General features: G+C 72.1%; 20 protein-coding genes. 10 read left to right on the top strand and 10 right to left on the bottom strand.

What is annotated here, in order from left to right:
- Positions 1-127: 127 nt before the first annotated feature.
- Positions 128-505 (top strand): WhiB family transcriptional regulator, encoded by a 378-nt coding sequence (locus IE278_RS05355; protein WP_189769317.1) that lies wholly within the window; start codon positions 128-130, stop codon positions 503-505.
- 267 nt (positions 506-772) lie between these two features.
- Here IE278_RS05355 and glpX read toward each other — a convergent pair whose 3' ends face one another.
- The gene (gene glpX / locus IE278_RS05350) at positions 773-1804 is read right to left on the bottom strand and encodes a class II fructose-bisphosphatase (RefSeq protein WP_107020245.1); all 1032 of its coding nucleotides are present in this window, start codon (positions 1802-1804) and stop codon (positions 773-775) included.
- Positions 1805-1929: 125 nt separating this feature from the next.
- Between glpX and IE278_RS05345 the strand changes: the two genes are divergently transcribed.
- On the top strand, positions 1930-2448 hold the full coding sequence (locus tag IE278_RS05345; RefSeq protein ID WP_189769315.1) for a DUF4245 domain-containing protein: 519 nt from the start codon (positions 1930-1932) through the stop codon (positions 2446-2448).
- Positions 2449-2565: 117 nt separating this feature from the next.
- Here IE278_RS05345 and IE278_RS05340 read toward each other — a convergent pair whose 3' ends face one another.
- From IE278_RS05340 to IE278_RS05325, 4 genes are all read right to left on the bottom strand, one after another.
- Entirely contained in the window at positions 2566-3156 is a 591-nt protein-coding gene (locus tag IE278_RS05340) for a malonic semialdehyde reductase (protein ID WP_189769313.1), read from the bottom strand.
- Between the two features lie 207 nt (positions 3157-3363).
- On the bottom strand, positions 3364-3645 hold the full coding sequence (locus IE278_RS05335) for an exodeoxyribonuclease VII small subunit (RefSeq protein ID WP_189769310.1): 282 nt from the start codon (positions 3643-3645) through the stop codon (positions 3364-3366).
- A gap of 21 nt (positions 3646-3666) precedes the next feature.
- Positions 3667-4875, bottom strand: a complete 1209-nt coding sequence (gene xseA, locus IE278_RS05330) for an exodeoxyribonuclease VII large subunit (RefSeq protein ID WP_189769308.1) — start codon at positions 4873-4875, stop codon at positions 3667-3669.
- 282 nt (positions 4876-5157) lie between these two features.
- Positions 5158-6534: an APC family permease gene (locus IE278_RS05325; protein WP_189769306.1), complete on the bottom strand. Its 1377-nt coding sequence runs from the start codon at positions 6532-6534 to the stop codon at positions 5158-5160.
- Positions 6535-6647: 113 nt separating this feature from the next.
- On the opposite strand from IE278_RS05325, the gene IE278_RS05320 reads away from it, so the two are divergent.
- Both IE278_RS05320 and ppgK read left to right on the top strand, forming a co-directional pair.
- A complete protein-coding gene (locus IE278_RS05320) occupies positions 6648-7664 on the top strand; it encodes a 4-hydroxy-3-methylbut-2-enyl diphosphate reductase (protein WP_189769304.1) in 1017 nt (338 codons plus the stop codon).
- Between the two features lie 29 nt (positions 7665-7693).
- Positions 7694-8440 carry a polyphosphate--glucose phosphotransferase gene (ppgK, locus tag IE278_RS05315; RefSeq protein WP_189769301.1) on the top strand — a complete coding sequence of 249 codons (747 nt, stop codon included), beginning with the start codon at positions 7694-7696 and terminating at the stop codon, positions 8438-8440.
- 210 nt (positions 8441-8650) lie between these two features.
- Here the strand turns inward: ppgK and IE278_RS05310 are convergent, their stop codons facing one another.
- Positions 8651-9061 (bottom strand): DUF6542 domain-containing protein, encoded by a 411-nt coding sequence (locus tag IE278_RS05310; RefSeq protein ID WP_308434876.1) that lies wholly within the window; start codon positions 9059-9061, stop codon positions 8651-8653.
- Between the two features lie 350 nt (positions 9062-9411).
- On the opposite strand from IE278_RS05310, the gene ychF reads away from it, so the two are divergent.
- From ychF to IE278_RS05290, 4 genes are all read left to right on the top strand, one after another.
- Complete coding sequence (gene ychF / locus IE278_RS05305) at positions 9412-10500, top strand: redox-regulated ATPase YchF (RefSeq protein ID WP_189769297.1); 1089 nt, start codon at positions 9412-9414, stop codon at positions 10498-10500.
- 283 nt (positions 10501-10783) lie between these two features.
- Entirely contained in the window at positions 10784-10927 is a 144-nt protein-coding gene (locus IE278_RS05300; RefSeq protein WP_189769295.1) for a hypothetical protein, read from the top strand.
- Positions 10924-14868, top strand: a complete 3945-nt coding sequence (locus IE278_RS05295) for a CHAT domain-containing protein (protein ID WP_189769292.1) — start codon at positions 10924-10926, stop codon at positions 14866-14868. The genes IE278_RS05300 and IE278_RS05295 overlap by 4 nt, the downstream gene beginning before the upstream one ends.
- A gap of 66 nt (positions 14869-14934) precedes the next feature.
- A complete protein-coding gene (locus tag IE278_RS05290) occupies positions 14935-16797 on the top strand; it encodes a caspase family protein (RefSeq protein WP_189769291.1) in 1863 nt (620 codons plus the stop codon).
- A 73-nt stretch (positions 16798-16870) separates the two neighbouring features.
- Here IE278_RS05290 and IE278_RS05285 read toward each other — a convergent pair whose 3' ends face one another.
- Complete coding sequence (locus IE278_RS05285; RefSeq protein WP_189769289.1) at positions 16871-17479, bottom strand: TetR/AcrR family transcriptional regulator; 609 nt, start codon at positions 17477-17479, stop codon at positions 16871-16873.
- 103 nt (positions 17480-17582) lie between these two features.
- Between IE278_RS05285 and IE278_RS05280 the strand changes: the two genes are divergently transcribed.
- Together IE278_RS05280 and IE278_RS05275 are read left to right on the top strand one after the other, a co-directional pair.
- Positions 17583-18359, top strand: coding sequence for an SDR family NAD(P)-dependent oxidoreductase (locus tag IE278_RS05280; RefSeq protein WP_189769288.1), 777 nt, complete (start codon positions 17583-17585; stop codon positions 18357-18359).
- Positions 18360-18492: 133 nt separating this feature from the next.
- A complete protein-coding gene (locus IE278_RS05275; RefSeq protein ID WP_189769286.1) occupies positions 18493-19416 on the top strand; it encodes a CPBP family intramembrane glutamic endopeptidase in 924 nt (307 codons plus the stop codon).
- Between the two features lie 86 nt (positions 19417-19502).
- Here the strand turns inward: IE278_RS05275 and IE278_RS05270 are convergent, their stop codons facing one another.
- The 3 genes from IE278_RS05270 to IE278_RS05260 are packed head-to-tail and all read right to left on the bottom strand — an operon-like array spanning position 19503 to position 22251.
- Positions 19503-20189, bottom strand: a complete 687-nt coding sequence (locus IE278_RS05270) for a response regulator (RefSeq protein WP_246569967.1) — start codon at positions 20187-20189, stop codon at positions 19503-19505.
- A complete protein-coding gene (locus IE278_RS05265; RefSeq protein ID WP_189769821.1) occupies positions 20186-21418 on the bottom strand; it encodes a sensor histidine kinase in 1233 nt (410 codons plus the stop codon). The genes IE278_RS05270 and IE278_RS05265 overlap by 4 nt, the downstream gene beginning before the upstream one ends.
- 5 nt (positions 21419-21423) lie before the next feature.
- Positions 21424-22251, bottom strand: a complete 828-nt coding sequence (locus IE278_RS05260; protein WP_189769284.1) for a CPBP family intramembrane glutamic endopeptidase — start codon at positions 22249-22251, stop codon at positions 21424-21426.
- Between the last annotated feature and the right edge of the window lie 61 nt (positions 22252-22312).

Below are 22312 nucleotides of genomic sequence, written 5' to 3'. Positions count from 1 at the left end.
GCCCCGCGCCCGGCCCGGTGCCGGACGGGATCTCCCGCGCTTGCGAACTGAGTGCATAGGCGCGCGTACAGCGGGTAGGCCTTGCTGCATCGTCTCTCGCTCGCGAAGCCGTCGTCAGGAGTAGACCGTGCTGCATCCGCCGCATCAGTCCCTGCAGGTCGCTGCCGTTCCGCCCCAGCCGGTGCCGGTGCGCGAGAGGGACCAGGACGCCCCCTGGCACACGGAGGCCGTGTGCCGCCGCGACGAGGCCGGGCTGTTCTTCGCACCCTCGAAGGAGCCCACCGCGGCCCGGCTGTCCCGCGAGGAAGCGGCGAAGCGGGTCTGCGCGCGCTGTCCGGTGATGATCGAGTGCCGGGAACACGCACTGCTGCAACCCGAGCCGTACGGCGTCTGGGGCGGCCTCACCGCCGCCGAGCGCCGTGTGGTCCTCGCCCGACGCCGCCGCCGCGACCTGGACCTCCAGAAAACGACCCGCACCCCGGGCCCGATAGCCGCGGCAGGCTAGCCCGCTCCGGCAACCCACCCCGGCAACCCGACACGGCAGTCCGGCAGCCCGGTACGGGAGACGGGGCGCCCCTCAGCACAAGGGCCGCCCCACCACCGAAAACCTCCGCCCGGTCACGGGCCTCCGCCGAGCGCACCCTCCGCGAGGACCGCGCCTGGTCGACAACGCGCCCCGTCAGGGGCGCGGGGAACCGCGCGGCCGGCCACGACGGACCCGCAGCCACCCACGGTCGGTCCGCATCGCCCGCCCGCCCGCCCGAACGGCGACCTACTTCGCGCGGTCGAAGTCGATCGCGCTGTACGCCCGCAGCTTCGCCAACCGGTGCTCGGAGCTGATCTGCCGAACCGTCCCCGACTTCGACCGCATCACGATCGAGTCGGTCGTGGCGGTCTCGGGCCGGTACCGAACCCCCCGCAGCAACTCGCCGTCGGTGATCCCCGTCGCCACGAAGAACACGTTCTCCCCGGACACCAGGTCATCCGTGAGCAGCACCCGGTCCAGGTCGTGCCCCGCATCCACGGCGCGCGCCCGTTCCTCGTCGTCCTTGGGCCACAACTTGCCCTGGATGGTGCCGCCGAGGCACTTCACGGCACAGGCCGAGATGATGCCCTCGGGCGTACCGCCGATGCCGAGCAGCAGGTCGATGCCCGTGCCCTCGCGCAGCGCCAGGATCGAGCCCGCGACGTCACCGTCGGAGATGAGCTTGATGCGCGCGCCGGTCTCCCGGATCTCCTTGATGATGCCGTCGTGCCGCGGCCGGTCGAGGATGACGACCGTGACGTCCTCGGGCGTGACGCGCTTGGCCTTCGCGACCCGGCGGATGTTCACGGACACCGGGGCGTTGATGTCGACGAAGTCGGCGGCCTCGGGCCCGGTGACCAGCTTGTCCATGTAGAAGACCGCGGACGGGTCGAACATGGTGCCCCGGTCGGCGGCGGCCAGCACGGCGATCGCGTTGGTCATGCCCGCCGCGGCGAGGGTCGTCCCGTCGATCGGGTCGACGGCGATGTCGCACGCGGGACCCGTCCCGTCGCCGACGTTCTCCCCGTTGAAGAGCATCGGGGCCTCGTCCTTCTCGCCCTCCCCGATGACGACGACGCCGTTCATCGAGACGGTGGAGACGAGGGTCCGCATGGCCCGGACGGCCGCGCCGTCGGCGCCGTTCTTGTCGCCGCGGCCGACCCAGCGGCCCGCGGCCATCGCGGCGGCCTCGGTGACCCGGACGAGCTCAAGGGCGAGGTTGCGGTCGGGGGCCTCGGAGGGGACCTCTAGTTCGGACGGCAAGTGATGCTCGGTCATCGGAGCGCACCTTTCTGATACGGCGACGGCCGGATGAGGGTTCGGGCCGACTCTATCCTCAGTCCGACAAAATGAGCAGGGGGCCCCACGGATGAGCGGGGCAGTACACCTGCGACGATGGGGGAGTGGCAGGCAGAAAAGGCAAGCAGTCGGTCCGGGACATGGTGCTGTCCCTGGGCCTGATCGGCATCGTCGCGGGTTTCATCTACGTCTTCATTCCGAAGGACGACTCGGAGCCCCCTCTTGAACGGGTCGACTACCGCGTGGAGCTCCTCACGGCACGCCGTGCGGCCACGTATCCGGTGGCGGCGCCCGAGGGTCTGTCCGCGGAGTGGAAGGCGACCTCGGTGCGGTTCCGCGGCGACGACTTCGACGCGTGGCACCTCGGCTTCCACGACCCCGACGGGGAGTACGTGGCGATCGAGCAGTCCACTCAGAAGCCCGTCACGTTCATCGAGGACGCCAGTCAGGGCGCCCAGGAGACGAACGTCACGCAGCGCATCGGCGAGAAGTCCTGGAAGCGGTACAAGGGCGGGAAGTACGACGCCCTCGTGCTCCGGGAGAAGAACTCCACGACCGTGGTCACCGGCACGGCGTCGTTCGCGAAGCTGACGAAGATGGCGGAGTCGCTCAGGACGTCGTGAGCGCAGGAAGACATGCGAGAGGCCCCCGGCGGCATCGCTGGGGGCCTCTCGCATGTCTCGGGTCACGTCCGGGTCTTGTCCGGTCTTGTCCGGGTCCCGTTCGGGGGCCCGTCCGGCTCAGACCGTCGTGATGACCTGGTCGGCCTCAAGGCGCGGGGAGCGCGGGAACCAGGCGTCCTCGGCGGGCCGGCCGATGTTGACCACCATCAGCGGGGTGTGGTCGCCGTCGAGGAACTCCTTCTGGACGCCCGCGAAGTCGAAGCCCGTCATCGGACCGGCGGCCAGGCCGGCGGCACGGACACCGATGATGAAGTACGCGGCCTGCAGCGCGGCGTTGAGTGCGGCGGCACCCTCACGGGCCGGGCGCTCGGCGAAGAAGAGGTCCTTGGCCTGCGGGAAGTGCGGGAGAAGGGCCGGCAGCTCCTCGTGGAACTCGTTGTCCGCGGAGAGGATCGCGACCAGCGGGGCACTGGCCGTCTTGGGCTGGTTGCCCTCGGCCATGTGCTGCACCAGGCGCTCGCGGGCCTCGGGGGAGCGGACCAGGGTGATGCGCAGCGGCGACTGGTTGAAGGCGGTCGGGCCGTACTTGACCAGGTCGTAGATCGCCTGCACCTGCTCGTCGGTCACCGGCTCGTCGGTGAAGGCGTTGGCGGTGCGGGCCTCACGGAACAGCAGGTCCTGGGCGGCGGGGTCAAGAACGAGAGACATGAACAAAACCTTCTCGAAGCGTGCGTCGGATCCCGGGGGATCGGCTGGCGGGTACGACGCTACGCCGGTTAGGTTTAATGTTCAACCAAAACTGGACCGGCGTGATCCGCTTCACAGACTGCATGGCCAGACCAATTACCTCGGGATGAGGCTCCGTCTGCCCGGTTCGGCGTCCGCCCGAAGTCGGCGTCTACTCGAAGTCGGCGTCTACTCGGAGCTGGAGTTGGAGCCGGAACCAGAGTCGGCGTCCGCAGCCGCCCCGGCCTGCTCTTCCTCCGCCAGCGCCGCGTCGAGGCGGGCGCGGGCCCCGTCCAGCCAGCGGCGGCACACCTTGGCCAGCTCCTCGCCGCGCTCCCACAGGGCGAGCGACTCCTCAAGCGTCGTACCGCCCGTCTCCAGGCGGCGTACGACCTCGATGAGTTCGTCCCGCGCCTGCTCGTACCCGAGCGCCTCGTCCGTCTTGCCGGCCGTACCGGTCGTGCTGGTCATGCGTCCACCCTAGGGTCTGCCTCAGACATCGACTCGTACCGTGAACTCGCCCTCGGCGACCCGCGCCCGCAGACTCTCGTCCGCCGCCACCTCGTCCGGGGAGCGTACGGCGTGGCCGTCGGACTTCTGCAGGACCGCGTAACCGCGCTTCAGGGTCGCGGCGGGGGAGAGGGCCACCACGCGCGCGTGGGTGTGGGTCAGCTCCGAGTCGGCCCGGTCGAGGAGATGGCCGAGCGTGCGGCGGCCCCGGTCCAGGAGTGAGGCGACGTGGTCGGCGCGCTCGTCCACCATCCGGTGCGGATCCTCTATCGAGGGGCGGGCCAGCGCGTGCGCGAGCCCCCGCTCCTCGCGTTCGATGAAGGACCCGACGCACCTACGGGCACGGTCCCGCAGGAACTGGACCCGTTCGTACTCCTCGCCGACGTCCGGTACGACCTTCTTCGCGGCGTCGGTCGGGGTGGAGGCGCGCAGGTCGGCCACGTGGTCCAGAAGCGGGTTGTCGGGCTCGTGGCCGATGGCCGACACGACAGGCGTACGGCAGGCCGCGACCGCCCGTACGAGCTGCTCGTCCGAGAACGGGAGGAGGTCCTCCACGCTGCCGCCGCCGCGCGCCACGATGATCACATCGACGTCGTCGAGCGCGTCCAGCTCCTTCACCGCCTGGACGACCTGCGGAACCGCGTGCACGCCCTGTACGGCGACATTGCGCACCTCGAAGCGGACGGCGGGCCAGCGGTGGCGCGCGTTCTCCAGGACGTCCCGCTCGGCGGCGGAGGCGCGTCCGGTGACGAGACCGACGAGCTGGGGCAGGAACGGGAGCGGCTTCTTGCGCTCGGCGGCGAACAGCCCTTCCGTGGCCAGGGACTTCTTCAACTGCTCCAGCCGGGCGAGCAGTTCGCCGACGCCCACCGGTTTGATCTCCACGGCCCTCAGCGACAGCTGCCCGCGCGGCGCGTACCACTCGGGTTTCGCGTGGACGACGACGCGGGCGCCCTCGCTCACGACGTCGGCGACGGCGTCGAACACCTGCCGGTAGCAGGTCACGCCCACGGAGATGTCGTGCGAGGGGTCGCGCAGGGTCAGGAAGACGACTCCGGCGCCCGGGCGGCGTGACAGCTGGGTGATCTGCCCCTCGACCCACACGGCGCCCAGCCGGTCGATCCATCCCCCGATGAGCCGTGACACCTCGCCGACGGGGAGGGGGGCGTCGGCGGACGTATTGAGAGCCATGAACCCGAGCGTAGCCGCAGCCTCCGACACCACGACCGGTTGCGCCCGCGCGCGGCCCGACGGGGTTTGCCCACGCAGCACCCCGCGCCCCCGGAAGGGCTCGGAGCGGAGGCGAAAGCCGGGGCGCAGCCCTGCTTTTCAGGGGCGCGGGGAACGGCGCGAACGGCCTCCGCCGGGGCCGGCCCCCACCCCACACCCCCGGCCCGCTCAAGGGGGGGGCAACGGGCGCAGCCCCAGGGGACGGGACGGGCAGGGGCGGCGGGGGCGAGAAAACACACGAGCTCACCCCACCCCCGCCCCCCGCCCCCGCTGAGCCACCAGCACCACAACCCCCACCAGGAACCACACACCCCCCACCACCTGCGCCGCCCCGGACGCCTCAAAAATCACCAGCACAGTGATCCCCGCCCCCACCACAGGCACCACCACATGCCGCCACCACACGACCACCCCACCCACCCCCCGCCGCCGCACGGCGAACCACCCCACCACGCTCGCGTGCAGCAACGTGAACGCGGCCAGCGCCCCCACGTCGACCACCGACACCAGGTGATCCATCCCGTCGTCGCGCCGCGCCGCCCACACCGCCGCCACCAGCGTGACGACGGCCGCGCAGAGCAGCGCGACCCGCGGCACCCCGGAGTCCGTCTTCGACAGCGCCCGCGGCAGCCGCCGCGACCGCGACATCGCGAACAGCAGCCGCCCGGCCGCCGCCTGCCCGGCCAACGCCGCGAACGCCGCCCCGATCGCCTTGCTGACGGCCACCAGATCGTGCAGCCACGTGCCGACGGAGGCGTCCACGGCGTCGTAGAAGGCGGATCCCTGCTTGCCCGGCTCGTCGGCGAGCTGCGCCGACGACAGCGGCTCCAGCAGGGCGACGAGGTACGTCTGCGCGATGAACAGCACCCCGGCGAGGGCGAGACAGAACAGCACCGCCCGCGCGACCTTCTCCGAACTGCCGGTGACCTCCTCGGCGAAGGAGGCGATCGCGTCGAAGCCGAGATACGACAGGACCGCGATCGACACCGCCCCGAGGACCGCGGACAGCGCGAACGCCCCCTGAGAGCCGTCCCCGGAGAACGGCGACAGCCAGCCCCGCTGCGCCCCGTCGCGCGCGAGGACGACGATCGCCGACACGAAGAAGACAAGGAGGACCACGATCTCCATCGCGAGCACGAGGAAACCCACGCGCGCGGCGACCCGTACGCCCCACAGGTTCAGCAGGGTCGTCAGGACCACCGCCAGCGCCGTCCACACCCAGCGCGATACGCCCGGGACCAGGGAGTTCATCGCGATGCCGGAGAAGAGGTACGCCACCGCCGGGATGAGGAGGTAGTCCAGCATCGCCATCCACCCGGCGATGAACCCGGCCTCTTTTCCGAGCCCCACGCGCGCGTAGGCGAACACCGAACCCGCCTGGGGGACGACCCGCACCATCTGCGCGTAACTGAACGCGGTGAACGCCATCGCGACCGTGGCGACCACGTAGACGAGGGCGACCGCGCCGTGCGACCTGGCGTCGAGGGTCCCGTAGACACCGACCGGCGCCATGGGGGCGATGAACAGCAGCCCGTACACGACCAGGTCGCGGAAGCCGAGACTGCGCCGCAGGCCCTGTTCGCCGTCAGCCGTGCGGGCCGGTGAATCCGTACCGGACATCCATGCCTCCCGAGAGTCGTGCCTCCTGCGCCCCCTCCCAGCTCTCCAGCGCCCCGGCCCCCGACCAGTCTCCCCGCGGACGCGATCTTTGACCTGTCGGGCGCGGCCTTACGATGGGAGGCATGACTGCTTCGACTGGCCGCCGTGTCCTGCTCGCCGCCCCCCGTGGCTACTGCGCGGGTGTCGACCGTGCCGTGATCGCCGTCGAGAAAGCCCTGGAGCAGTACGGGGCCCCGATCTATGTCCGCCACGAGATCGTCCACAACAAGTACGTCGTGCAGACCCTGGAGAAGAAGGGCGCGATCTTCGTCGAGCGCACCGCGGAGGTCCCCGAGGGGTCCATCGTCATGTTCTCGGCGCACGGTGTCGCCCCGGTCGTCCACGACGAGGCCGCGGCCGGGAAGCTCGCCACCATCGACGCGACGTGCCCGCTGGTCACCAAGGTCCACAAGGAAGCCGTCCGGTTCGCGGACGACGACTACGACATCCTCCTCATCGGCCACGAGGGCCACGAGGAGGTCATCGGCACGTCCGGCGAGGCGCCCGACCACATCACGCTGGTCGACGGCCCCGGCGACGTGGCGAAGGTCGAGGTCCGCGACCCCTCCCGGGTCGTCTGGCTCTCCCAGACGACGCTGTCGGTCGACGAGACCATGGAGACGGTGGACGCCCTCAAGGAGAAGTTCCCGCAGCTCATCTCCCCGCCGAGCGACGACATCTGCTACGCCACGCAGAACCGCCAGCTCGCGGTGAAGCAGATGGGCGAGCAGGCCGAGCTCGTCATCGTGGTCGGCTCGCGCAACTCCTCCAACTCCGTACGGCTCGTCGAGGTCGCCAAGCTCGCGGGCGCGCGGGAGGCGTACCTCGTGGACTTCGCCGACGAGATCGACGACAGCTGGTTCGAGGGCGTCTCGACGGTGGGTGTCACCTCCGGGGCCTCGGTGCCGGAGATCCTCGTGGAGCAGGTCCTGGAGTACCTGACCACCCACGGTTACGAGGACGTCGAACTCGTCAAGGCCGCCGAGGAGTCCATCACGTTCTCGCTGCCCAAGGAGCTGCGCCGCGACCTGCGCGCGGAGGCGGCGGCCCTGGTGGCGCAGCGCACCGGAAACACCCCCTCGGGCGAGTGACTGTCAGTCGTACGACGTAGCGTAGAGCCATGCAGATCTTCGGTGTGGACATCGGCGGTTCAGGGATCAAGGGCGCTCCCGTGGACCTGGACAAGGGCGACCTGGCGGAGGAGCGCTACAAGGTGCTCACGCCGCACCCGGCGACACCGGACGCGGTGGCGGACGGCGTGAAGGAGGTCGTCGGCCACTTCGGCTGGACGGGCCCGGTCGGCATCACCTTCCCGGGCGTGGTCACCGGCGGCTCCACCATCCGCACGGCGGCCAACGTGGACAAGGACTGGATCGACACCGACGCGCGCGCCCTGCTCGGCGACCGCCTCGGCGGACTGCCGGTGACCGTCCTGAACGACGCGGACGCGGCGGGCGTCGCCGAGATGCAGTTCGGCGCTGGCAAGGGCCGCAAGGGCACGGTCTTCCTCCTCACGTTCGGTACGGGGATCGGCAGCGCCCTCTTCGTGAACGGCACCCTCGTCCCGAACACGGAACTGGGCCACCTGGAGCTCAACGGCCACGACGCCGAGAAGCACGCCTCCACGAAGGCCAAGGAGGACCACGACCTCTCCTGGGAGCACTGGGCGCACCGCGTCCAGAAGTACCTGGCCCATGTGGAGATGCTCTTCTCGCCCGAGCTGTTCATCATCGGCGGCGGAGTCAGCCGCAAGGCGCAGAAGTTCCTGCCGCTGATCGAGGGCATCAAGGCGGAGATCGTGCCGGCGCAGCTGCAGAACAACGCGGGGATCGTGGGCGCGGCGATGCGCGCGGCCCAGACGGACTGAGGCGACGCGCCCCGCACTGCCCTGCCCCGCCTAGGGGCGCGGGGGAACTGCGCGGCCGGCGCCCCCACCGGCCCGCAGCTTCGTCACCCCGAACCAGCCGTGCGGTCGGGTCGCCCAGCCGTGCGGTCGGATTGCCCAGCCGGGCGGTGGGATCGCCCAGCCGGGCGGAGGGGTCGCCTCGCCGGGCAGTCTGATCGCCTCGCCGGGCGCTCAGACCGTCCGGCGTCGCTGTGCGGCCTTGCGGGTCATCATCCGCGCCTTGCGGACGGTCACGATGACCCCGGCCAGCAGCGTGCCCCCGTACAGCCACCCGGCGTGCATCGCGAGGGCGGTGACGAGGCCCATCACCCGGCCGCCGAAGCCGCCGTCGCTGTCGGCGATCGGGAGCAGCCCGACGGCGAAGGCGATCGGCACGGCGACGACCGCGGTGACGAGATCGGCCCGCCGCACCCACACCGCGGTCAGCACGCAGACCGGCAGGAACAGCACTCCGTAGACGACGATCGACGCCGAGAACAGCAGCTGGATCAGACAGGCCAGCGCGAACATCGACGCGGTGCAGAACAGCCCGCTGCCCAGCCCGGTGAGCCGGGGGTTGGGAAAGCGGCGTACGGCCTGCACGAGCGGTGAGCCGGACAGTGCGGTACGGGTACGGGTTCGGGTACGCGGGACACCGGCCCCGGCCTGCCGGGTCGTACGGGCACCGCCCCGCCCGGCCTGCGGGGGAAGGGGAGTGCCACCTCGTGACGGCTGTGACTGGGGAGGACGTGTCCTGTGTTGCTCCACTGGGACAACTTAGGTCGGGTTATGTGCGGAATGACCCCCTAGACACGCGCTTTGGCCGAGCTTGGCCAAGCGTTCGATACGTCGCCGGTGCGAGGCGTCGCACGCCGTAGACTGATGAATCGGCCCGAGCATCCCTCCCGGCCGTCAGTCATCGCCCCACACCCTCACGTACGGGAAGTCGCAACGTGTCGCTCACGATCGGAATCGTCGGTCTGCCGAATGTCGGCAAGTCGACCCTTTTCAACGCCCTGACCAAGAACGACGTGCTGGCGGCCAACTACCCGTTCGCCACGATCGAGCCGAACGTGGGCGTGGTCGGTGTCCCCGACGACCGGCTGACCAAGCTGGCGGAGATCTTCGGCTCGCAGAAGATCCTGCCCGCCACCGTGGACTTCGTCGACATCGCGGGCATCGTGCGCGGTGCGAGCGAGGGCGAGGGCCTGGGCAACAAGTTCCTCGCGAACATCCGCGAGTCGGACGCGATCTGCCAGGTCATCCGTGCCTTCAAGGACGAGAACGTCGTGCACGTCGACGGCAAGGTCTCGCCGAAGGACGACATCGAGACGATCAACACCGAGCTGATCCTCGCGGACCTGCAGACCATCGAGAAGGTCCTGCCGCGCCTCCAGCGGGAGTCGCGGATCAAGAAGGACGTCGTGGCGAAGGTGACCGCGATCGAGGCGGCGAAGGAGATCCTGGACGCGGGGCAGACGCTGTTCGCGGCGGGTATCACCCAGGGCTCGGACCAGGAGGCCATGCTCCATGACCTGCACCTGCTCACGGTCAAGCCGTTCCTGTACGTCTTCAACGTCGACGAGGACGAACTGACCGACGACGCGTTCAAGGCCGAGCAGAGCGCGCTGGTCGCCCCCGCCGAGGCGATCTTCCTCAACGCCAAACTGGAGTCGGACCTCGCCGAACTCGACGACGAGGAGGCCATGGAACTCCTCCAGTCGGTCGGAGTCGAGGAGCCCGGCCTCGCCCGGCTCGCGCACGTCGGCTTCAACACCCTCGGCCTGCAGACCTACCTCACGGCAGGCCCGAAGGAATCCCGCGCCTGGACCATCAAGAAGGGCGCCACCGCCCCCGAGGCCGCCGGAGTCATCCACACCGACTTCCAGAAGGGCTTCATCAAGGCGGAGGTCATCTCCTTCGAGGACCTCGTCGAAACGGGCTCGGTCGCCGAGGCCCGCGCCAAGGGCAAGGCGCGCATGGAGGGCAAGGACTATGTGATGCAGGACGGGGACGTGGTGGAGTTCCGGTTCAACGTGTAGGTCCGCTTCGAATCGCCCTTGGCCTGCACCTCCGTAGGCCAAGGGCTTTTTGCTGTCCCGGGGGGAAGGGGTGGGGCTGCGGTGGGGGGTGGGGGCCGTAACTACTTGATCGGGATCGGTCGGCGTCGCCATCGCACAGGGATAGAAGCGGGCTGTTGCGTGCATATATTCGCATCTTGTGTTGTATGTCCTTCTGTCCGGATAGCTTCACGCAGGACGGACATCGGCGAGGGGGGACGGTGTGCTCAGTGCGCGGGGATCAGGCGGGGGGCAGGGGGCGGCGATGCGTGCGGCGCAGGCCGCCTACCCGCGAGGCACCCTGCTGCGGGCCGGTACCTCCTGTACCTACGAGACCGGCGAGATCATGCTGCTCGAAGGCGCCAGTGACACCGTCGAACTCGTCCCGCTCGTCAGGAAGTTCAAGTGACGCGCGACGCCCGGCACACGGCGGACGGTATCCGGCTGCTCGTGCGTCTCCTGATGACCGACCTGCGGGGCGTCGATCCCGTTGCCGTCAGTCCCGGGCTCTGGGCCGAGCCCGTGCGCGGCTGGCTGACGGCGGGGGCCGCCCTCGCCGGCGGTGAGCCCAAACGGGCCCTGGCCGTCCTGGACGATCCCGAACCCGAGAAGACGTACGACGACCTGGTGACCCGTACCCTGCGGACCGCGGCCACCGTCATGGACGTCAACTGGAGTCCTGGAGGGACGGTCGGCTGGGCTCTGCCGGCCCAGGACGAGTCGGCCCTGCTGAAGGCCCTGGACGGGACGCATGGCCGGCTGACCGTCCTCGCCAGGGACCCCGGGCTGCGGCTCGCCGCCTTTCTCGCCGCCCGGTACCTCCCCGACCTGCTCGTCGCCCGTGCGGTCCTGGGGAACGGGGAGATCCTCGACGCCCAGCCGCCCGACGTGCTCGCGGCGGTCGGGGGAGCGGAGGAGATCGGCGAGGCCGTCCGGTGGTTCGACGAGATGCCGCGGGAGATCGCCGAGGGCGGCCTCGCGGGCCCGGTCGCGTACCACCTGCTCGTCGCGGCAGACGTACGGGCCCGGGCGGGGGACCGGCGCCGGGGCGAGGCGTCACGCCAGGCGGCGCTGCGGCTCGTGCCCGGCGACCCGGCCTTCGCCGCGATGGCGTCGCTGCTGGCGGGTGACGCGGAACTCGGGACGCCCGGTGCCTCGGAACGCCGGCTGCCCCTCCCGGCGGGGCCCAGGACACTCGACCGCGCCGCACGGCACTTCGCGGACGCGGACGCGCTGTTCGGAGAGGCCGGCGCGGACCGGGGACGGGCCGCGGCCGTGCTGCGGCTGGCCCATGTGGCCCGGCTGCGCCGGAAACCGGACGACCGCGCCGCATGCGTCGAACGGGCGCTCACCCTGGCCGCGGCCGCCGGTGACCGGGCGGGTGTGGTGTTGCTCAAGGTCCACCGCCTGCTGGACGCCGTGGAGGACGGCAGGCCTGTGCCCGTCGGCGACGTGGCGGAGGTCCGCCGTTGGGCGGCGACCGTGGGCAGCGGATCCTGGCTGCGGGGCATGGCACACCTCGTTGCCGCACGGGCCGCCGACTGGACCCGAGAGAGTCATCTCGCCCGCGCCGGGGAGGCGGCCGACCTGGCACAGCGACTCATGGAGCCGATTCCGGCGACGGCTGTGGAGCCGGTCCCGTCGGCGGCTACCGAGTCGGCTCCGGCGGCGGCCGTGGAGCCGGTCGCGCCGACGGCAGCCGAACCAGTCCTGCCGGTGGCTGCCGAGCCTGTCCCGCCGGCCGCCGCAGAAAGGTCCGTGCCCCGCACCGTTCACCCCACGACCGCTCCGCGGACGAGCCCGGTGGGGGCGTATCACGAGGTCCGTCACCGGCTGGCCTCGCTCGTGCTCGCCGACATCTCCCTGCGCGCCCGGGAACGGCAGTTGGAGGACCGGTACCGGGAGGTCGTGGACCAACGGGAGGCGGTCGACGGGCGGGGCGGCCGGGTCGACGCCGTTCGGGGTGGGATGTCGGTTCCGACCGTCAATGCCTGGCTCTCCACGGCGGTCGCGGCCGAACTCTTCCTCAACGAGGCCGTGGGGCTGTGCGACCCGGACCTCGTCGCGGCCGCACGGCCTCGGCTCGTGCGGGTGATCGGTCTCGGCGAGCGCCTGCTCGGTGGGCAGGGCGGCGGACCCACGGCCGTGGCGCGGGCGCTGTGCGACACCCTGGACGGGCTGCGGGCCGGACTGGACTCCACCCATGTCGTGGAGAAACTGCACCGGCTGCGCCGGCACAGGTCGGCCGGTCTGTCGGCAGCGGCCGAACGGACCGCCCGGGAGGCGCAGGCACTCGTCGAGCACGGCGTGCCGTCCTCCGTCGCGCGCTGTGCGCTCCTGCTGGAACTGGGCCGTGCGCGGGAGGCACGGGACGAGGCCGACAGGCTGGAGGCACGCGGCGCGCTCACGGCGGTGCAGTCGGCGGCGCTCCGGTTGCGGCTGGGGCAGCCCGAGCGGGCCGCCGAGGCGGAACGGCGCATCGGGGAGGACGGCGTCGAACCGGAGAAGCCCTGGGACAGGCCCGCGATCGCGGCGGAGGCGCTGCTCGCCCTCGGCGACCCGCGGAGGGCCGCCGAGCGGGCTCTGGAAGCGGTCTCCGTCTACGAGGAACACCGGTCCAGGATGGGACGGGACACCCTGCGGGCGGCGTCGGCCGACGATCCGGTGGTGGCCCGCGCCTATCACACGGCCCTGCTCGCCCAGTGGGAGCTGCCCGGGGCGAAGGCCTCGACGTTCGCCACGGCGGAGCGTGCCCGGTCCGGTTTCCTCGACACCGTGCACGCCCTCGACACCGCCGCCGGACGGGCCGCCGCGCAACGAGCGGTACGAGGCTGGCTCCAGGCGGAAGCCCGGTGGGCCGCGCGGTTCGAGGAGGCGGCGGCCGCTCTGCGCGGCGGGGGCGGGGCACCACCGGCCGGACGGCCACCCGCGGAGCGCACGGGTGTGGCCGACGAGCGGGCGACAGAGCGCGGCCTCACCGAGGCCGAACAGGCTCTCGCCGCCGCCACGGCCGAGGTACGCCGGATCGCGCCCGGCGCCCTCACCGCCCTGCGCGCGCCCGGTGCCCTGACCGCCCCGCGCGGACCCGCGGCGCTCACTGCCCCGCGCGGACCCGACGCGCTCACCGCCCCGCGCGAGCCCGGCGCCCTCACCGCCCCGCGCGGGCCCGGCGTGGTGCCCGACGCCACCGCCCTGGCACGCGCGCTGCCCCCCGACACCGTGCTCCTCCAGTACCACCTCCACGACCAGGACCTGGTCGGCTGGGCGTTGACCCGCGACGGGCTGCTCGCCGATCGTCGTCGGCGGTCGGCGGACGGGCTTGTGGCGACGGCGCGCCGGTTCCACGCCGCGTGCGCGTCCGGCGCCGACGCGACGGAGCACGGCCGGATGCTCTCCGAGGCCCTGTTCGGTTTCTGTGCGCCGCTCCTGTCCCGCTGCCGGAACGTCGTGGTCGTCCCTCCCGCCTCGCTCTCACTGGTGCCGTTCCACGCCCTGCCCGTGGGAAGTACGGTTCTCGGTCTGACCCACGACGTCTCCTACCTGCCCGCGGTGTCCCTGCTCACCCGGCCCGGCCGCCGCCCGCCGGAGCCCGACTGGCGCGGGGCGACGGCCCTGCTGGTCGGCGCGCCGGCCACCGCTCCCGAGCGTCGCCTGGCGTATCTGCCCGGCACCCTGGCGGAGGTCGCCGCCGTCGAACGGCTGCTTCCCCGGTCCCGGGTACTCACCGGCCTCGACGCCGACCGGGCGAGCGTCCTGGCACAGGCCGCGGGCCGCTCCGTACTGCATCTGGCCACCCACGGCGACATCCAGGAGCTGACTCCGTACCTCAGCCGACTGGCGCTCGCCGGTCGGGACCACCTCGGCGTGGACGACCTGCTCAGCCCGGATCTCACTCCCGACCTCCTCGTGCTGTCCGCCTGCGAGACGGGCCGGGGCACCGCGACCGCCGGTGGTGAGGTGCTCGGGCTGACCCGTACGGCCGTCATCAGCGGGGCCCGGCACGCGGTGGTGTCGCTCTGGCCGGTCGACGACGTGACGGGCTGTCTGGTGATCACGCGGATGTACCGGCACCTGACGTCGGCGGACCGCGTGACGGTGGGCGCCGCGCTGGCCCGCGCCCAGCGTGAGGTCCACGCGGCTTCCCCGGAGGAGCGGGCGGAGGAGTACGCCCAACTCGCCCAACTCGCCCAGCCCACCGAGGGTGTTGAGGGCGTTGAGGGCGTCGACGGGCCGGCCGAGCCCACCGGCCGGCGGGTGCGGGCCCGGGACAGCGGCCCCCGCCCCGCCGCTGCCGTGACCGACCCGCACCATCCGTTCCACTGGGCGCCCTTCATCCACGTGGGCGTCTGAGGAGCGGCACCCCACAACCCGCCATCCGAAACCCGCAACCCGCAACACCGAGGTGAGGAGACCGACATGGTGAGGCGTGCCCTGCTGATCGGAGCCCAGACCTACGACCTGACCGGCGTGGCCGAGGACGTGAACGTCATGGAACGGCTGCTGGCCGACCGCGGTTTCACGGATCTGCGGGTCTGCCGGGAGGCCGCGGAGACGGGCTACGACGGTATGAAGGACGCCTTCAGGAGACTGGTCGCGGAGACGGGGAAGGGCGACGCGGTCGTCGTCTACTACGCGGGCCACGGCTCGCTCCTCCCGCTGCCCCCGGCCCTGCGGGAACTCCACCCCGGCAGGCCCGCTCACCTGCAGTATCTGGTACCCAGCGACCACGAGGCCGGGACCGCGACCGACTTCCGCGGCTATCTGGCCGAGGAACTCACCGCCGTACTGCGGTCTTTGACGGCGATCACCCCCAACGTCACCTGCGTCCTGGACTGCTGCCACTCCGGCGGCATGGTTCGTGCCCCGGGCAGCAGGCGGATCAGGTCGGTGAGGAGCCAGGTCCCCGTCGAGGCGGGTGTGGAGCGGTCGGTGGGGCTCGCCACCGCACCACGCCTGCCCGATCCGGACGTGGTGCGGCTGGTCGCGTGCCAGAGACTGGGCGTCGCCTACGAGGACGAGCGGCAGGGCCTGTTCACGGCCGCGCTGGCGCGGACGTTGGAGGACTTCCGCGCACAACCCGTGCCCTGGTCCGTGCTGATCGCCCGGATCCGCGACCGGGTCCGCCAGTCGGAGACGCTGCAACACCCCGACGCGGGCGGCCCGTCCGGCCGACTGCCCTTCTCGACCGACGTGCCCGCGCAGCCCGAGCGACTGCCGCTGCGGGTGCACGGCGACGCGTTGCGCATGGTCGGAGGCGCGTTGTTCGGGCTGGAGCGCCTGGATCGCGTACGGCTGGTCCTCCCGGCCGACGGAACGCGTCCCGGGACCGAGGCGGAGGCGCGGGTGACGGCCGTCGACGCGGCGGACGCCCTGCTGGACCCGCCGCCGGGCGTGCCGGTGGCCCCGCTGCCACCGGGCTCGTACGCGCTTCCGGTGCTGGTCCACACGAGGCACCGCGTACGTATCGAGGTGGGCGGTCCCCTGGCCGACGCCCTCCGCGGGCGGCTGGCGTCGTCGCCCCGGCTGACGGAGACCGACGACGGGGCCCGGAGCCTGGTCCGGATCCGGCGGGGACAGCTCGAAGTGGCCGACAGCGCGGGGTGGCTCCACCGCCGCGCGGAGGAGACGCCCGGCCCGGCGGAGGTGCCGGCCGCCGCCCGGCGGGTCGTCGGTCTGCTGGAGACGATCGCCCGCGGTGAGCGCCTGCGCGGACTTACGGACCCGGGGCCGGAGGGCTTCCCCTCGGGGGACCTCCGGGCCCGGCTGGAGGTGGAGACCAGGCCGGGCAGCCATGACTTCCGGGAGTTCCGCAAGGGGGACGGGCTGCGCGTGGGGGACCGGTACCGGGTCTTCGCCGCCGGCCGCGCCCGCACGCAGCCGTACGTCTGGCTGCTGGGCGTGGGACTGAGCGGCCGTACCTCCCTGGTGACCCACGACCAGCCCAGCGGCATCCCCATGGAACGGGCCGACGGACAGAACGACGAGTTCGTGTGGCGGTCCGGACCGGTGGAGATCTGGTGGCCCGAGGATGTTCCGGCCGAGGGCGCGCGTCCCGAGAGTGTGCTGCTGCTGGTCGGCGACCGCGAACTGGACCTGAGCCCGCTGGCCGGTGCCGCACGCCATCGCCGGTCGGAGCCCGCCGCGCTGAGCGCGCTGCTGGACGCGGTCTGCGAGGGCGTCAGGGACTCACGCCCGTCGGACACCGCGGCAGCGCTGCGCTACCGGGTGTTCGACTGGCACGCCACCGTCGAGCCGCCGCCGCCACCGTCGAAGCAGTAGCAGCGGCCACCGCCCTCGCCCGTCCACCCGAGCGGCACGGGACGGCCCGCGGGGACGGCCCGCGTTGGTCGCGTCAGGGCGACGGCCAGCCGCTCAGCGCCATGTCCGCGACCAGTTGGAGGTCCTCGCGGGTGGCGCCGCCGGCCGCCTGGACGGCGATGCCGTTCGCGACGGTCATGAGGTAGCGGGCGAGCAGGCCCGGATCGAGGTCCGACGACAGGTCGCCTTCGTCGACGGCCCGCCGGAAGCGGTCGTGGAGGAGGGCGATGCCCTCGTTGCGCCAGGTGACGAGGGCGTCGCGGGCGTTGCGTCCCGGATCGCCCGCGGCGAGGGCGCCCTGGACGCCGAGGCAGCCTGCGGGGCAGCCGGGCTGGGTGCTCGCCCGGACGGAACCGCCGAGGAACGCGGTGGCCACCTGCCGCGCGGTCGGCTCCCGCGTGGCCCGGACGCCGTACGAGGCGGGCCCCTCGGTGTAGCGCTCCAGGGCCTTGCGGAACAGGTCCTCCTTGTTGCCGAAGGCCGCGTACATGCTCGTACGGGTGATGCCCATGGCGCTGGTCAGGTCGGTGAGGCTGGCGCCCTCGTAGCCCTGCTCCCAGAAGACCCGCATCGCGCGCTCAAGGGCCTCGTCGGTGTCGAAGCCCCTCGGCCGGCCGATCGGTGCCTTCTGTCGCGTCTCCATGTGCTCCACCCTACCTTTCCGTACTGATCGGTGCAGATGTGTTACGGTCCCCTCGGTAGTCATTCAGTACCGATCGATACTTATGTTTGTGGAGGTAGTTCGCATGGGGCAGCTCGTTGGACAGCTCGAAGGCAAGACCGCCGTCGTCACCGGCGGCGGCACCGGGATCGGTCTGGCCGCCGCCACGCGGCTGGCGGCCGAGGGCGCGCACGTGTTCATCACCGGCCGGCGCAGGACCGAGCTGGACGCGGCCGTCGAGGCCATCGGCCCGGAGAGGGCCACCGCGGTGACGGGTGACATCTCCGACCTGGCCGACCTGGACCGGCTCTACGACGCGGTCCGCGCCCGGGGCCGGGGCCTGGACGTGGTCTTCGCCAACGCCGGCACCGCGTCGTTCGCGACGCTGGAGCAGATCACCGAGGAGCACATCGACCGGATCTTCCAAGTCAACGTCCGGGGAACGGTGTTCACGGTGCAGAAGGCGCTCCCGCTGCTCAACGACGGCGCCTCGGTCATCCTCAACTCCTCGGTGCGCGCCGATGACGGTGTCGCCGCGTTCGGCGCGTACGCGGCCTCCAAGGCGGCGATCCGGTCCTTCGCCCGGACCTGGGCCAACGAGCTCAAGGACCGCGGTATCCGGGTCAACGCGATCTCCCCGGGCACGATCGACACCCCTGGGCTCGACGCCGTGGTCGCCTCGCCGGACGCGTCGGCGGCGGGCATGCCCGTCACCAAGGCGCAGTTCGCCGCGGCCGTTCCGCTCGGCCGGATCGGGCGCGCGGACGAGGTCGCCGACGCCGTCGCCTTCCTCGCCTCCGAGCGGAGCGGCTTCATCCTCGGCGCCAACCTCTACGTCGACGGCGGGGAGAACCAGTTCTGATCCGGGCCCCGTTGTCCCCCACGCGAGCGACAAGCAATGCCCACCCCGGCGGGACGTTCCGGAACACCCCCTCCTCATAGCGTTCCTCTCGATGCAGGGGCGGCCGGGCCGCCGGTCAACGAGGAGAGATCTCATGTCGCTCTGGAACACGCAGGCGGTGCGGTGGGGCAAGCACCAGTTCTCGCAGTCACCCTTCGAGCCGACGCGCCGGGTATGGCCGGCCGGGGTGCGGCTGGCGGTGATGGTGGTGCTGTTCGTCCTGGTGACGGGCCTCGCCGCGGGGATGCGGAGCGTGGCGGGCGAGAACCCGGTGCTGTCCCTGCTGCTCGGCGCGGTGGCCGCGGCGCTCGCCCTGACGGTCTACGCGGCGGCGGTACGGTTCCTCGAACAGCGCCCGGCGACCGAGCTGGACACCACCACCGCCTGGTCCGGCCTGCGCGTCGGCGTCGCCAACGGCCTCGGGCTCTTCGTCGTGACGCTCGCGCTGATCGCCCTGTTCGGCGGCTACGGCACCGAGGGCGGGGTGTCCGTCGGCGGGGCCCTGACCGTCCTCGGGATGATGGCCGGGGTCGCGGTCGTCGAGGAACTCCTCTTCCGCGGCATCATCTTCCGCCTCGTCGAGGAACTCACCGGTACGCGGGGCGCGATGGTGGTCTCGGGCGTGCTGTTCGGCGGCCTGCACCTGGTCAACTCCGGTGCCACCGTGTGGGGCGCGCTGGCCATCGCCGTCGAGGCAGGCCTGATGCTCAGCGCCGTCTACGCGGCCACCCGCACCCTGTGGATGCCGATCGGCCTGCACTTCGGCTGGAACTTCGCGCTGAGCGGCATCTTCGGCGTCACGGTCTCCGGCAACGAGGACCAGCCCACCGGCCTGCTCCACGGCGTGCTGTCGGGACCCGAGGCGATCACCGGCGGCGGCTTCGGCCCGGAGGCCAGCATCTTCGCCATCCTCGTCTGCGCGGTCCCCACGGTCGTGTTCCTGCGCCTGGCCAAGCGCCGGGGGCGCCTCTACACCCGGCAGCAGTTCCGGTCCGCGGGGACGGCCTCCGCGTCCTGACCCGGGAGGGCCGGGGCGACCGGCCCCCGCCGAGCGAGGAGCGCCCGCGGAAGTCCGCGGGCGCTCCTCGCTCGGCGGGGGCCGCGTCAGGTCACCAGTCCCTGGCGGTACGCGTACACCACCGCCTGGACCCGGTCGCGCAGGTTGAGCTTCGCGAGGATGCGGGAGACGAAGGTCTTGACCGTCTCCGGGCTGATCACGAGGGTCGCGGCGATCTCGCTGTTGGAGAAGCCGTCCGCGATGAGACGCAGGACCTCCAACTCGCGTGGTGTGAGCGGGATGTCCTGCGGGGCGCCGCTGTCGGCGGGGCGGATGCGGGCGGCGTAACGGCCCACGAGACGGCGGGTCACCTCCGGGTCCAGCAGGGCCGCGCCCGCGCCCACGGTCCTGATCCCGTGCAGGAGTTGGGCCGGGGGCGCGTCCTTGAGCAGAAACCCGCTCGCCCCCGCGCGCAGCGCCTCGTACACGTACTCGTCGAGGTTGAACGTGGTCACCACGAGCACCTTGACGGGATGCGGCACCCCGGCGCCGGCCAGCAGGCGGGTGGCCTCGATGCCGTCGAGCACCGGCATGCGTACGTCCATCACCACGACGTCCGGGCGCACCCGGGCGGCGAGGTCGACCGCGGCCTGCCCGTCCCCGCACTCGCCCGCCACCTCCAGGTCGGGCTGGGCGTCGATGATCGTCACGAGCCCGGTGCGGACCAGCACCTGGTCGTCGCAGACCAGGACCCGGATCGGTGAGGTGCCGGGTGAGGTCACGGGTGCGGTCACGAAGGGCTCCCGGCGGGTATGCGCGCCCGGACGACGAAGCCGCCGGCCGTCCGCCGGCCCGCGCTGAACTCGCCGCCCAGGACGTCGACCCGCTCGCGGAGACCGGCGAGGCCCCGCCCGCTCCCGCCCGGGGAACCCGCCCCCGAGCCGGAACCGTCCGTACTGACCTCCACGGTGATCTCCCTTTCGGCGTGCCGTACCCGAACCGAGGTCCGGCTGCCGTGAGCGTATTTGAGGGCGTTGGTGAGGGCCTCCTGCACGACCCGGTAGACCACGACTTCGGCGCTGCCGGTCGACTCCGCGGGGGTGCCCTCCTCGGTGAACTCCACCGGCTGTCCGGCCAGCCGCATCTGTTCCACGAGCGTGCGCAGCCCGCCGCCGGACGGTGTCCGCGGTTCGGTGGCCCGGCCGGTGGCCTCACCGGTCCGCCGGTCGGTGCCGTGTCCTGTGCCGTGGTCGGGGTTGAGCAGGTCGAGCAGGTGCCGCAGATCGGCGATGGCCCGCCGGCCCGTGTCCGTGACGGCGGTCAGGGACCGGTCGAGGCGTTCGGGCGAGGCGGTGAGATAGCGGGCCGCCTCGGCCTGCACGACCATCGCCGTCACATGATGGGTCACGACGTCGTGCAACTCCCGGGCGATACGGGTCCGTTCGGCGGTCCGGGTGTCCTCGGCGATCCGGAGCCGGTGCTCGGCGTCCGCGACCCGGGTCGAGCGCAGCCACGCTCCGAGGCCCCATGCCAGGACCATCGCCAGATAGAACGTCACGAGCTCGGTCGGCGGCTCACCCGGCTCGATCCGGGCGAACGCGACCGCCAGGGGCACGTACGCCACGGAGAAGACGAGCGCGGCCGTACGCCGATGCCGTGCCAGGTGGGCTCCCACGCTCAGCAGCGCGACCGGCAGCGCGGTGCCCGCGAACGAGTGGTAGCCACGGAGCTGGTCGACGGCGAACCCCACCGACACCAGGGCGAGACAGACGGCCGGCCACCGGCGGCGCACGGCGAGCGGGAGGCACTGGAGAGCGACCACCAGGAGGGCGAAGGCGTCGAAGGGGCGGGTCGGCAGGCCGCCGATCTGGGTGCCGTGGGCGTCCGGCAGGAACGAGACGGCGAGGAACAGCAGCCCGAGCGGAAGGTCGCGGACGGTGACATCGGCGCGGCGCCACCACTGCGGGGTCCGCCGCCGGACGAGGGCGGGCCACCGGTCACGGGCCCGCCGCAGACTGACCATCCCGATCATCGGGGGAGTGTAGCGGTGGCGTCGGCGCGCCCGCTCCGCGGCACCACATGGCCGCGGCGGTGGGCCAGCCACATGAACGCGACCGTCGCCAGCACGCAGAACAGCACCGAGTACACACTTCCCTCCGGGCCGAAGTCGCCGCCGGTGAGCAGTGAGGGGCCCGACATCGAGGAGTCCAGCAGTCCCGGCGGGGTGTCGTTGCCCGAGACCTCGGTACTGAAGATGCCGGACGCGGCGAAGTTCCAGCCGAAGTGCAGGCCGATGGGCAGCCACAGCGAGCGGGTGGCGACGTACGCGGCGGTGAGCATGCCGCCCGCCTCGACGGCGATGGCGGCGGCGCCCCACGGAGTCGCGTGCGGGTTGAGCAGATGCGACAGGCCGAACAGCGTGCCGGTCAGCACCAGCGCGATCCAGGTGCCGATGCGCTCCTCGGCGATACGGAACAGGACGCCACGGAAGATCAGTTCCTCCGTCACCGCGGCGGCGGCCATGAAGCCGAGCAGCCCCACCGCGCCCGTCACCGAGTCGATGCCGTCGGCCTTGTAGTGCCCGGAGGTGAAGAGGTTGACGATGACGGCCCCGAACAGGGCGACGCCGATGAGGGTGCCGCGGCCCAGCGCGGCGGGGGCTTCCTCCAGGGCCAGTTCGGTGACCGGCCGCCGCTCGGTCCGCCCCACCACCCACCGGTAGACGAGAACCGCGAGCACGGCCGTCGGTACGCCGACGAGCAGCTGGAGCCACGGTCTGCCCTCCGCCGCGGTGATTGCCTGACCACCGAGGAAGGCGACCGCCGCGACGGCCACGAGTTGCCCGACGAACCTCATGAGAACTCCTACGCAAGTTCCGCGGCCGGAGCGCCGCGGGCTGTGCAGAAAGCTAGGGATC

It is taken from the genome of Streptomyces tauricus (assembly GCF_014650955.1).
Lineage (GTDB): Bacteria > Actinomycetota > Actinomycetes > Streptomycetales > Streptomycetaceae > Streptomyces > Streptomyces tauricus.
This window is presented reverse-complemented; position numbering and strand designations above follow the sequence as displayed.